Consider the following 12,051-nt stretch of genomic DNA (forward strand, 5'->3'; position numbering starts at 1 on the left):
CATAAATTCACGTTTTTTATGGTGTAAATAGTAAAAAAGAGCTCACCCAATTGGGTGAGCTCTTTTTCAGTTTTAATGAGGTAAATAAATGAGTTGAATCAAGAATAAGAGGGCAAACACATATACTAAAGGATGAACGATTCGCCACTGTCCTTTGACAACTTTAAGAATTGGATAGGAAATAAATCCAAACGCAATTCCAGTTGCAATGCTAGAAGTAAGTGGCATGCTAAGGATGATAATAAACGCAGGAAAAGCCTCATCAAGGTCATTCCAGTTGATTTTTGCCATACTTCCCATCATTAAGCTACCGACAATAATCAAGGCTGGCGCAGTAATCGCAGCGATACCAGAGAGTGAGCCTACCAAAGGACTAAAGAAAGCTGCTAGAACAAACAATCCTGCAACTGTAACCGACGTTAATCCTGTTCTTCCTCCTGCAGCGACTCCAGATGAAGATTCAATGTAAGCTGTTGTAGGACTTGTGCCGAACATTGCGCCAACTGTAGTGGCCATAGAATCCGCCAATAGAGCTTGACGGGCACGAGGGAGTGATTTCCCTTTCATTAATCCTGCTTGTTGAGCGACTCCAACCATCGTTCCAGTTGTATCAAATATCGTTACCAGTAAGAATGAAAAAACGACGGCATATAATCCATGACTAAACACATCACCGATGGCAGAAATAGGGTTGGTTATGAGAAGTTCAGGCATAGAAGGAGCAGCAACAAAACCATTATTAAAGGAAAGATCTCCTGTAAAGTATGCAATAATTGAAGTGAGTATCATTCCAATAAATAAAGCACCATTCACTCTCAAGACCATTAAGATTAACGTTGCGGCCAAGCCGATGAGTGTTAAAATAACAGATGAGTCATGTAAATCTCCTAAACGAACTAAGTTGTTAGGGTCAGCAACAATAATGTTTGTTAACCTTAACCCTATAAAAGCAATAAATAGACCGATTCCAGCTGAAATACCATATTTTAAATTGTCAGGTATCGCTTCAATTAATTTTTCACGTAGTGTTGTCAGCGACAATAGCACAAACAATAGACCGGCAAAAAAGACAGCAGCAAAAGCAATCTCGTACGTAATATCGTCATTGGCTAGTACAACAGAATAAGTAAAATATGCATTAAGTCCCATACCCGGGGCAATGGCAATCGGATAATTCGCTGCTAGTCCCATCCATAATGTGCCGATGACAGCAGAAATGATCGTCGCCATGAACACAGCCTGAAATGGAACGCCTGCATCTGCAAGAATGATCGGGTTAATAATCACAATATAAGCCATTGTTAAAAAGGTGGTGACACCAGCAAGTACTTCTGTTTTTGCTGTCGTGTGATTTTTATTTAATTTAAACATAAGAACCTCCTAAACACGAACATTTTTTAGTGCATTTACAATAATATTCGTTTTTATAGTAAAATGCAATGATAATTTCTAGAAGAGTATTTGGACTAAGCCCTTATCGCCATCTCATTGAGTTCATATGCTAAGCATTGTGACGAGGAAAAAAGCGTCTCAATTCAGTTATCGTCTGCTACTGGTTATTAATAGTTTGTCCTTATGTTCTATATTGGATGAAGCAAATTAATTTCGTTTGAAAGGCGGGGGGAGCATGTTTCAACATTTAACTGGAAAATTGGAGTCAGAGCAAGTAGAATTTCTAACACGAACGTTAGTTTCACTAAAAAGCTACAATAGTACAGTAGGCGAAACAGACAAAGCGCTCTTTATTCAACAACTCATTGGATCTTTTCCGTATTTTAAAGAACATCCAATGGAAGTGTGGGCCCAAAACATACCTGCTGATCCTTTTGGGCGAAAGAATATTTTTGCTCGAGTGAAAGGGAAAACAAGAAAAACCATTTTATTTCATGCCCATATCGATACAGTTGGAACAGAGGATTATGGTTCTTTGCAAGATATGGCTCATCATCCAGAATTTTTGCAAAAGTTTTTTGTCGATTTCGATGGGGATGAAGGATTAAAGTTGGAAGCAATGTCAGGGAAATGGCTCTTTGGACGTGGGGCATTAGATATGCAAAGTGGAATTGCTGTTCATCTCGTAAATTTGCTCCATTTTAGTGAGCAAAAAGAAAAGCTTAATGGAGATGTGTTGTTTTTATTTAATGCGGATGAAGAGAGTCAACATCGAGGGGTACTGAGTGCAATCCACGAGTTATATGAAATGAAACAAAACGGAACCAAGTTTATAGCAGGACTAAATAACGACTTTATTTCACCCATGTATGAAGGAGACACACAAAAATATATATACACCGGAGCGGCAGGGAAAGTGTTACCTTGTTTCTATATATATGGGCGCGAGGCACATGTAGGAGATGTTTTACAAAGCATAGACCCCACTCATATTGCCGCTAATATCATATCAGAAATTAATCACAATTTAGCGTTAACAGAGAAAATCGATGGAGAGTTTATTCTCCCACCAACCTGTTTATATCTGAAAGAAACAAAAGAAGAATACAATGTTCAAACACCTGTGAGTGCAAAACTGTATTTTAATTATTTTGTTTATGAGAAAGCCGCAAGTGAAATCTTGAATGATTTAAAATGGAGAACGTCTTTTATCTGCACAACGTATGAAAAAGTAGCTAAGGAAAGATTTGAAGTTTTTCGCCAGAAGCAAGGTTTCCCGGAAACAGATCTTAATTGGAGTGTTCATGTTGTAACGTTGAATGAATTTATTGAGGAGTTAACATCTAAGGGTGTAGATGTAGATGCAGTAATGGAAGTAGCTTACCGTCTTAATCATGAACAAGGGAAAGATGAACGAGAATTAGCTTTCCAACTAGTTGAAGCCTTACAACAATGCGACCCAGATAGATCACCTCGAGTGATTTTGTTTTATGCCCCTCCTTATCTTCCACATAATTATTTGGATAAAGACAATGAATTTGGAAGCAAAGTAAAAAAGGTATTGGAGGATACGCTAGAACAACTTTCGGACCATTATGACGAAAAATTTGTTCTAAAACGATTTTTCCCCTATTTGGCCGATGGAAGCTTTCTATCTATTCCTGGATCTGAAAAGGATATTCAAGCATTTAAAAAAAATATGCCAATGATGGATGTATTGTATCCACTCCCTACTCAAAAAATTAAAGAACTAAATATTCCATCGATTAACTTAGGTGTATATGGAAAGGATGGACATAAATGGACTGAGCGCGTATATAAACCATATACATTTGAAGTACTCCCGAAATTGATTAGAACTGTAGCGATGGAATTGTTGAAAATAAAGTGCGAAGGTGTAGAATAACATGAATGTTCAGTGGAAAAGAGGACCAAAAAACTTTGATGAGCTTGCATACATTTCCTCAAATTTCAAATGCACAACAGAATTAATCTAAATGATTAGATAATAAAAGGTTGTTCTCGCAAAAAATGTGGTTTTTCGGATAGGAATAAAGTCCTTGATTAGTGTAAATCGTTTCCTAACGAAAAATTTTTGATTTCTAAATGAAAACTAAGACTTTGCTCGAAAAAACCTTACTGCCTGTTTTTTCATTGTTGTAGGAGCAACGATGTTTATAAAAGGCTATTTTCGCTAAGTTAGTTGCTTTTCGAATCAGTTTATCATCTATGAACTAGCTTTGTTTCGGGCATCATTTACGTAAAGCGGAAGTGGCTGTCCTGCGGCGTCAGGCAAATGAAGAGCTCGGAGGTGATGCCTGCATCACTGGAGAGTTATTCATTTGACCCCGAGCCGCAAGCCACTGCAGCTGGATCAAGAAAAGCGGAAGTGGCTGTCCTGCGGCGTCAGGCAAATGAAGAGCTCGGAGGTGATGCCTGCATCACTGGAGAGTTATTCATTTGACCCCGAGCCGCAAGCCACTGCAGCTGGATCAAGAAAAGCGGAAGTGGCTGCTCAGGGACGGCAGGCATCTGTCAGAACACGCAGTGAAGCCTGCTTCACGTAGTGGGCTGACAAATGCCCGAGTCCCTAGCCACTGCAGCTGGATCAAGAAAAGCGGAAGTGGCTGCTCAGGGACGGCAGGCATCTGTCAGAACACGCAGTGAAGCCTGCTTCAAGTAGTGGGCTGACAAATGCCCGAGCCGCAAGCCACTGCAGCTGAATCAAGAAAAGAGCCATACGAAAAGAGTACACTCCGTAATAAAGGAGTGTACTCTTTTTATTTAAACGAATTCGACAATTCTTTCTAAATCTAAGCGATTGGCTTTACGTGCCTCTTGAAGTGGTTTGCCAATAGTCATCAGCATCACAGGGACATAACGATCAGAAATATTGAACTCTTTCACAAGTTGATTGGGATCAAATCCACCGATTGGACAAGTATCCCAACCTTTAGCTTTTGCTGTTAACATTAGTTGCATAGCTGCTAATGAGGCATTAGAGAAAGCCGCATCACGAGCGTATTGGTCACTTTGATAAGCACCTTGAATTTGTTGATTTAGGGCCTCTTTAATTTCTGGTGACATAGCACCAGCTGCAACAGCGGGATCAAAGACATCATCCACATTTTTATTTGCTTCCAAATCACCTAGTACGGCAATAACTGCAGAAGCATCGACCACTTGTTGTTGGTTGTAGGCAATTGGTAATATTTTCTCTTGAAGGTCTTTTTGATCGAAAATCATAAATTTCCAGTGTTGTAAGTTCCAAGCAGATGGTGCCTTCCCTGTTAATTCAAGAATCTCTTTCAGTTCATCTCTTGGGATTTGCGTATTAGGGTCGTACACTTTTGTAGAACGTCTTTCTTCTGCTACATCAAAAAAATTGGTCATTGATGTATCCTCCTTCTCTTTGGCTGGATGTATTTTACTAATAAAAAGTAAGTTACTTACTTTACGTAAGTGATTTCGTTGTTTACTATAATACATATAAGCTGTAACATCAAGAAAAACGACTGAAGGAAGTGTGTTTCAATGCAAAAGCCTTGTGTTTGCCCTAAATATGAGGAAGCATTTACGTTACTAGGGAAGAGGTGGAATGGTCTCCTCATAAGAGTATTATTCTCCGGACCGTTCCGTTTTAAAGATATTAATGATAAAATTCCACTAATTAGTGAAAAAGTCTTATCCGATCGGCTGAAAGAGTTAGAAGAAAAGAAAATTATCAATCGAACGGTTACCTTAGAAGTACCAATAAAAATACAATATGAACTAACTGAAAAAGGTGAGTCTCTTCGCCCTGTTCTTGATGAGGTCCAAAAATGGGCAGACGATTGGATATAAATCAATAGGAAAACGTTGAAAAAACGATAAAAATTTCCGTAAAATAGTTTGCACTGAAGTAGATAGCAGAACCGTAGTGCATTAATTCCGCATCCCGGAAAAAACTAGTGTGAAACCGATTTATTAAGGCTGTTTTCGCAAAGTTAGTTGCTTTTCATACTAGCCTTTAAACTGTGACATGGCTTGGTTTCGGGTCATCTCTTCGTAATTATTTGAAGAGAGTATCTGCAAAAGTAGATATTTGACCTAAAGTGATGGATCAAACGCAACAATGCATACGAGAACAGCCTAGAAAAATTATTCTTTTGGAGGTATTTAGATGTTTGGAAATAAAGAGGAAAAAATCTTAGGAATTGTGATGTTTGTGGTTGCTTTATTATTATTGTTTTCAATATTAAGGCATTATATATTTTAAGGATCCTTAGGTAGTAGGATTTTCGAACAAGCTTGTCATCCTTTCCATATGTTTTATAGAATAATGCATATGGGAGAGGGGATTATGTGGAAGGAATTTAAGCAATTTGCAATGAATGGTAACATGTTTGACCTAGCTATTGCGGTGATAATTGGATCGGATTTTAGTAAGAGTGTGGAACCTTTAGTAAAAAATATTATGATGCCCTTGCTTGGAGTGATCATCGGTGGAGTCCAAATCGAGCGTTTGTATATTCCTATTTGCGCTCACCAAATTTTAATGGGTCTTATTTTACATGCTATTTTAGACTTTCTTATAGTATCATCCACTATTTTTTGGGTGGTTAAGCTTATCAACCGGCTCAGAGGGCACAAGGAGGCCTATGAATTAAAAGTAAGACAAACATTGCACTCTTAACAGAAGGATGTTCTCGCAAAGTTTGTGGCTTTTCGAATTAGCTCTCAATTCGTGATGAAGATTGACTTCGGGCATCTTTTCGCATCATTTTTAACACGGAATGAGGAATGAAATTATTGTTTCCATCCTTTTTTTATGCTACAGCAACAAAGTATCCGAAAAGATCCTAACAAAAATACGTAACCTGCTAAAAAGAAAAGAAATGGGGGCAAAAGTACCAGATGCTACAGAAAAAATATTGAGTGTTCCGTTTCATAAAGAAACGTTCGATAACCCCACAAGGTATGGAAAAGCGTTAGGAAGTCCTTTAGACACTTTTTCATACCTAATAAAAAATCGTGCTTTTATCTCCATCTATACATTATTGATTCAAAAGTACGAATACTATCCACAAAATTCCATCCCTTCAAACTCAAAATATGATGAATAGAAGTTTCAATTATTTTAACTATGTCTAATTCCAAAATAGTTAATGTCAGTATAAAAAGATAAGAGAGATTGAAAAAATATATACACTTCAAGGAAAAGATTGAACAGTTCTTATTTTTCTGATAATATAATCTTCTGCACTTAAAACAAACCTCAATCGTCAACTTTCTCCATTGCGGCTGAAACTAATGGAAAGGAGAAAAAAATGACCGATCAAACACCTTTACATCCTGATTTTACGAAAGAATGGGATCGACTCGAATTTACCAAGCGCTACCTTTTAGCTGTTATCGCTACGGCTGAAACGAGCAAGAATCAGTTCCAAGAAAATATGAAGCGAGCGTTCGGTGATGTGGATTTTATTGAATCCTCTGCAGCCTATACCGACCTGCTCACAAATGCTAGTTTTTATGAAATATCTAAGGATGAACTTGAATCATTACGAAATGCATTACATAAACCATATTTTGCCCGGCTCGACTTTAAAAGAGAGGGAGGAGATCAAACCGAAAAACATTATATTGGCAAAACATCCTTGTATCATCGAGAAAATCAAGATCAAATTATTGTTGATTGGCGTTCCCCGATTGCAAACCTTTATTATGAAGGTCGAATTGGACGGGTAGAATATAACGCGGATGGTGGATTATATCGTGGTGATTTATCCTTAAAACGCCAATTTATGATTGAACAAGGACAATTAGATGAAATACGTGATATTGACTTAACAACGACGGACGAACTCTTACAAGAGTCTCTTGCAAAAAGTTCCAGTAACCGCCTCACTGAAATTATTACAACAATCCAGGAAGAACAGAATCGAATTATTCGAGCGGATCTTAATCGTCCTATCATTGTTCAAGGAGCGGCTGGAAGCGGGAAAACGACAATCGCTTTACACCGTATTTCCTATTTTATCTACAACTACAAGCAATTTTTTGATCCAACTCAGTTGATGATTTTAGCTCCAAGTAAATTATTTATTGATTATATATCTGAAGCTTTGCCTGAATTAGGTGTTGACCGAGTTAAGCAAACGACGTTCTCTGAATACACACTACAATGTATTAATGAAGAAAAACTAACACTTATGCCTGATGAAAAATTAGTTTCCTTACTCGAAAATCCAACACAGGAGGACATTCTAGCAAGTAAAGTATCCGGCTTCAAGGGATCAAAGTTAATGAAAGAAATTCTCGATTATTATATACAAGAAATCTATCTGAGGTTTGTACCAAAGGAAGATTTTTATGTTGAGAAGTATCGACTATATTCTGCACAAAAATTCACAAAACTATTGATCGAGGAATACTATTACTTACCTCTCTACAAACGGGTGGAAAAATTAAAGAAGCTTCTCCAAAGCACGGTGAGAACAAATAAATCATCTATGCTAAATCGAATTGAAAAATTCTTCGATGACAGAATAGAAATAGCCTTATTTCGCAAGGAAAGCGAGGAACGACGGGCTTATGTAACAAAAGCTTTAGATAATAAAGAAGAGAGATTGAAATCTCTGAAAATAAGTATACGCAAAGCAGTAACAAGCTATATGAAGCAATTTGAAAAGAAAAAGCTTCTAACCTATTATGCTGAATTATATCAAGATCCTTTAATGCTCATTAAACGATCTAAAGGGAGGTTAACCCTAGATCAGGCCGAAGAAATCTGCGATTATACGACAAATCATATTCGCAATAAGAGTTATGAAGTAGAAGATTTAGCCCCTTTACTATATTTGCAAACGCATTTATTTGGTGTTGAAAAAGAATACAAAGTAAAAAACGTAGTGATTGATGAAGCACAAGATTATAGTTATTTGCAGATTCAATCATTAAAAACCGCTTTTGAAACAGATATGTTTACTCTTGTCGGGGATTTAGCGCAAGGAATTCATTCTTATCGGGGCTTGACCTCCTGGGATGCCGTGTGTCAGGAAATATTTCCAAGAGCTACCTATACGGAACTTCAAAAAAGTTATCGTACGACCGTAGAAATTATGGAAACAGCCAATGAACTTCTAGCACGTTTACCCTACCCTTTTCCAAAAGTTAATCCTGTTGTTCGTCACGGCGAAAGACCAGAGTTTATAGAAGTAAAGAAGGAATCACAAATCGCTGATAGTATATTAAAAAAAGTTGAAGAATTGAGAGAAGAAGAATATCAGACATTTGCAGTCATTGGGAAAACGATGAAAGATTGTGAAAGAATAGCTATAGCGCTAGAAAAAAACGATCAAGGCTCAATTAAGCTCTTAAAAGAACAAGCTAGCATTCCGAAAGATAAAATTGTAGTCGTCCCCTCATATTTAGCTAAAGGATTAGAATTTGATGTGGTCATGATTGTTTCAATTAAGGAGTCTTTTTCAGTTGAAGAAGAGCTTGATATTAAATTACTTTACGTTTCGATGACAAGGCCGCTGCACCGCCTATTCTTTTACGGAGAGGATAAAGAACGATTTCTATTAGATTAAGGTCATGAGTGTTATTCTGGCTAAAGAATGTCATTTGGTTTGGGTAGTGGGGAAATAATCCTTACAATCCAAACCTTTTTTAGACTCAATTTTGTTCGGAAAGTACAGTGACATATTGAATGGTGCTCTTCATTTGACAGAGAAGAAACAGCGTTATATAATTATCTTGAATTCGAGATAAAATATTATATCTTTGGTTCGAAAAATGTATATTCATATCGTTTCATTAGCGGAGAATAGGGTGTTTTGTTAAAAATAGGAAACTACAAGGAGAGGTGATGGAAAATGTTAACTATTTATCGAGCAGACGAAAGATTCACAGCAAACCATGGTTGGCTGCATAGTCGATTTAGCTTTTCATTCGCAGATTATTATGATCCAAACAATATGAACTTTGGACCAATGCGCGTCCTTAATGATGATATTGTCGAGCCCTTAAGAGGATTTGGTTCCCATCCCCATAAAGAAATGGAAATCGTCTCAATTGTGTTAGAAGGGCAGCTCAAACATGAGGATTCTACTGGTGAATCTGCGGTAACATCTTTTGGCGGAATTCAACGGATGACGGCAGGAACTGGAGTCATTCATTCAGAAATGAATCCTTCCAAAAAAGAGGCGGTTAACTTCTTACAAATGTGGTTTTTACCTGAAAAGAGTGGTTTAGCTCCGTCTTACGAAAAATCGGAATTTGATTATCGGAAATTAAAAAACAACCTTTTACCAGTTGTGTCTAGTGCCCATAAAGGTGATCAGGTTGCTCATATTCATCAAGATTTAACCATTTATTTGTCTGATTTAAATAGGAATCAAAAGCTATCTTTTTCACAAAAAGAAGATCGAAATACATTTATTTTTGTGATTAAAGGAGAGCTAGATATTGATGGCGAAAACCTTCAAACCCGAGATTCCGCACGAATTACAATGCAAACAGAGGTCAATATGATAGCAACGCAAGACGTTCGCTTTATGTTAATTGATTTACCGCGTTCTTAATTCATGAGTTCAAGCTCTATCAAATCTGGTAGGGATTTTACTATATCTGGTCGTTGATCAGAAAAAAATAAAGGGAGAGATTTTATGTCAAATGTAAAATTAGCGGTTATCTACTACAGTTCAACAGGAACGAATTATCAGCTTGGGAAGTGGGCTGAAGAAGCGGCAACGGAACACGGAGCCGAAGTAAGATTGGTTCGTGTAGAAGAACTAGCACCTGAAGCTGCCATTGAATCTAATCCTCAGTGGAAGCAACATATAGAAGATTCAAAAAACGTCCCGGTTGCCGGATTAGATGATTTAGAGTGGGCGGATGCTTATATCTTCTCAATACCAACTAGATTCGGAAATCTTCCTGCTCAAATGAAACAATATTTAGACACAACAGGTGGTCTGTGGTTCCAAGGGAAATTAGCGAATAAAGTGGTCAGTGCCATGTCTTCTGCGAGCAACTCTCACGGTGGCCAAGAGCAAACAATTCAAGCACTTTACACAACGATGATGCACTGGGGAGCGATTATTGCAGCACCAGGTTATACAGATGACTCAATCTTCGGAGCGGGCGGTAACCCATATGGTACGAGTGTAACAGTGGATAAACAGGGAAACATGATTGAAAATGTTGAGGCAGCAGTTAGACATCAAGCAAAGCGTACTGTTAACATAGCGGCAGCCATTAAAAATAATCTTTAAAGGAAAATAAACTGCATAGAAAAAACCTTTTGAATACGACCTAAACAATCAAAAAACTGGCGAACAAAATCGCCAGTTTTTTGGTGTAAGAGAAAAAGAATTTATTGGAATTTGCGAAAGTATGTAATGAAAGAAGGAGTGTAGTTCGAAAGCGGGACATGATTAAAGAATGACCGCACGCCACTGCAGCTGGATCCGTCTTTTTTTATGGAAATCAACAGTGAAATGGATAGTTTAGTAAAAAATCAGATGAAATAACCAAAATGTATCGGAAAAGAGACATTTAGAAATAAATAGGATTTCCACAGTTACTAGTCGCACTACCAATTGTTTCCCACTTTAACGTTGAGTATCGTCAACCATTCCCCAAATTTCTTTACTAGAGAAATCTGCTTCGCATTCAATGCTTTCTAAGGTTAGCGGATGTTGAAATGATATTTTTTTGGCATGTAGCGCTTGATGCGAGAAGATTGCTGATCCACCGTATAGGGTATCACCTGCAAGCGGATGACCTAGGTCACTCATATGAACGCGAATTTGATGAGTTCTTCCCGTTTCTAATGAAATTTCAACCAACGAAAGGTTTTTGTTTGGAATATATTTACTTTTTTGGTAGTGAGTAATAGCGGTTTGTCCATTCACGGAAACTCTTCGCCTAGTCGGGTGATGACGGTCTTTTCCTATGTTTTTTTGTATGGTCCCTTTGATTTTCTGTAGGTTTCCATGTACAAGTGCCAAGTAAGTTCGCTTGATTTTACGCTCCCTTAAATGTCGGTCTAAAATCGCTTGACTTAATGCGTGTTTTGCAAAAATGATGGACCCAGATGTATCCCGGTCAAGCCTGTGAATGGGATAAGCACGGCATTGTTCCCCTTTTTGTAGCAGATGGTAGGCAACCCCGTTAGCTAATGTGTTGTTTTGTTGAGGCTCATTAGGGTGAGTGTCTATACCAGAAGGCTTGTTGATCACAAGTAGATGGTCGTCTTCATAAAGGACATTAATTAATTGAAAAGTTGGAATAAAGCCAAATGCCTCTTTCTTGAAAAGGTCGATTGAAATCGTATCTCCAGATGTTAATTCATTTTTCCAAGAAACAAGGCTACCATTGACTGTAATGGCTTTTTCCATTCTATATTGGTGAATTATCTTTTTCGGGGCTTTCCATATGTTTTGTAGTAAATATTCAATTGTTATTTGTTCCCAATTTTTAGGTAGACTCATCGTGAAGATGCTTCCTTTTCTTTCTGTAATCATGTTAAAGCCTCACTTTGTAGGTTTTCTAGTCATTCTGGATAAGAGTAGTGAACGGTTTCATGGTGATAATTACCACGATAGCTTTTTTCATATTATGTTATCCTATAGGTACTGATTTCATAGACTATTATAAAGAAAAAGG

11 protein-coding genes are annotated in these 12,051 nt (G+C 37.5%); 8 read left to right on the top strand and 3 right to left on the bottom strand.

The window, feature by feature from the left end:
- Positions 1–72: 72 nt before the first annotated feature.
- Positions 73–1,371 carry an NCS2 family permease gene (locus tag U8D43_RS17125; RefSeq protein WP_335872400.1) on the bottom strand — a complete coding sequence of 433 codons (1,299 nt, stop codon included), beginning with the start codon at positions 1,369–1,371 and terminating at the stop codon, positions 73–75.
- A 256-nt stretch (positions 1,372–1,627) separates the two neighbouring features.
- Here U8D43_RS17125 and U8D43_RS17130 point away from each other — a divergent pair, with 256 nt between their 5' ends.
- The 3 genes from U8D43_RS17130 (at position 1,628) to U8D43_RS17140 (ending at position 3,959) form a co-directional block, all read left to right on the top strand.
- Positions 1,628–3,298 carry a M20/M25/M40 family metallo-hydrolase gene (locus U8D43_RS17130; RefSeq protein ID WP_335872401.1) on the top strand — a complete coding sequence of 557 codons (1,671 nt, stop codon included), beginning with the start codon at positions 1,628–1,630 and terminating at the stop codon, positions 3,296–3,298.
- A 390-nt stretch (positions 3,299–3,688) separates the two neighbouring features.
- The gene (locus tag U8D43_RS17135; RefSeq protein ID WP_335872402.1) at positions 3,689–3,856 is read left to right on the top strand and encodes a hypothetical protein; all 168 of its coding nucleotides are present in this window, start codon (positions 3,689–3,691) and stop codon (positions 3,854–3,856) included.
- Entirely contained in the window at positions 3,807–3,959 is a 153-nt protein-coding gene (locus U8D43_RS17140) for a hypothetical protein (RefSeq protein ID WP_335872403.1), read from the top strand. Before U8D43_RS17135 ends, U8D43_RS17140 begins: the two co-directional genes overlap by 50 nt.
- A 217-nt stretch (positions 3,960–4,176) precedes the next feature.
- On the opposite strand, the gene U8D43_RS17145 is transcribed toward U8D43_RS17140, so the two are convergent.
- Entirely contained in the window at positions 4,177–4,785 is a 609-nt protein-coding gene (locus U8D43_RS17145) for a nitroreductase family protein (protein ID WP_335872404.1), read from the bottom strand.
- 141 nt (positions 4,786–4,926) lie between these two features.
- Here U8D43_RS17145 and U8D43_RS17150 point away from each other — a divergent pair, with 141 nt between their 5' ends.
- The 5 genes from U8D43_RS17150 (at position 4,927) to wrbA (ending at position 10,655) form a co-directional block, all read left to right on the top strand.
- Positions 4,927–5,235: a winged helix-turn-helix transcriptional regulator gene (locus U8D43_RS17150; protein ID WP_335872405.1), complete on the top strand. Its 309-nt coding sequence runs from the start codon at positions 4,927–4,929 to the stop codon at positions 5,233–5,235.
- Positions 5,236–5,734: 499 nt separating this feature from the next.
- The gene (mscL, locus tag U8D43_RS17155; protein WP_335872406.1) at positions 5,735–6,067 is read left to right on the top strand and encodes a large conductance mechanosensitive channel protein MscL; all 333 of its coding nucleotides are present in this window, start codon (positions 5,735–5,737) and stop codon (positions 6,065–6,067) included.
- Between the two features lie 634 nt (positions 6,068–6,701).
- Entirely contained in the window at positions 6,702–8,969 is a 2,268-nt protein-coding gene (helD, locus tag U8D43_RS17160) for an RNA polymerase recycling motor HelD (protein ID WP_335872407.1), read from the top strand.
- Between the two features lie 285 nt (positions 8,970–9,254).
- The gene (locus tag U8D43_RS17165; protein WP_335872408.1) at positions 9,255–9,962 is read left to right on the top strand and encodes a pirin family protein; all 708 of its coding nucleotides are present in this window, start codon (positions 9,255–9,257) and stop codon (positions 9,960–9,962) included.
- An 84-nt stretch (positions 9,963–10,046) separates the two neighbouring features.
- Entirely contained in the window at positions 10,047–10,655 is a 609-nt protein-coding gene (gene wrbA, locus U8D43_RS17170; RefSeq protein ID WP_335872409.1) for an NAD(P)H:quinone oxidoreductase, read from the top strand.
- 339 nt (positions 10,656–10,994) lie between these two features.
- Here the strand turns inward: wrbA and U8D43_RS17175 are convergent, their stop codons facing one another.
- Entirely contained in the window at positions 10,995–11,909 is a 915-nt protein-coding gene (locus tag U8D43_RS17175) for an RluA family pseudouridine synthase (RefSeq protein ID WP_335872410.1), read from the bottom strand.
- Positions 11,910–12,051: the final 142 nt, after the last annotated feature.

The organism is Bacillus sp. 2205SS5-2 (genome assembly GCF_037024155.1).
Lineage (GTDB): Bacteria > Bacillota > Bacilli > Bacillales > Bacillaceae_K > Bacillus_CI.

Coding starts and splice junctions, on each gene's coding strand:
- helD (WP_335872407.1), top strand. CDS start 6,702: ATGACCGATCAAACACCTTTACATCCTGATTTTACGAAAGAATGGGAT.
- U8D43_RS17125 (WP_335872400.1), bottom strand. CDS start 1,371: ATGTTTAAATTAAATAAAAATCACACGACAGCAAAAACAGAAGTACTT.
- U8D43_RS17165 (WP_335872408.1), top strand. CDS start 9,255: ATGTTAACTATTTATCGAGCAGACGAAAGATTCACAGCAAACCATGGT.
- U8D43_RS17130 (WP_335872401.1), top strand. CDS start 1,628: ATGTTTCAACATTTAACTGGAAAATTGGAGTCAGAGCAAGTAGAATTT.
- U8D43_RS17145 (WP_335872404.1), bottom strand. CDS start 4,785: ATGACCAATTTTTTTGATGTAGCAGAAGAAAGACGTTCTACAAAAGTG.
- U8D43_RS17175 (WP_335872410.1), bottom strand. CDS start 11,909: ATGATTACAGAAAGAAAAGGAAGCATCTTCACGATGAGTCTACCTAAA.
- wrbA (WP_335872409.1), top strand. CDS start 10,047: ATGTCAAATGTAAAATTAGCGGTTATCTACTACAGTTCAACAGGAACG.
- U8D43_RS17135 (WP_335872402.1), top strand. CDS start 3,689: ATGAAGAGCTCGGAGGTGATGCCTGCATCACTGGAGAGTTATTCATTT.
- U8D43_RS17150 (WP_335872405.1), top strand. CDS start 4,927: ATGCAAAAGCCTTGTGTTTGCCCTAAATATGAGGAAGCATTTACGTTA.
- mscL (WP_335872406.1), top strand. CDS start 5,735: ATGTGGAAGGAATTTAAGCAATTTGCAATGAATGGTAACATGTTTGAC.
- U8D43_RS17140 (WP_335872403.1), top strand. CDS start 3,807: ATGAAGAGCTCGGAGGTGATGCCTGCATCACTGGAGAGTTATTCATTT.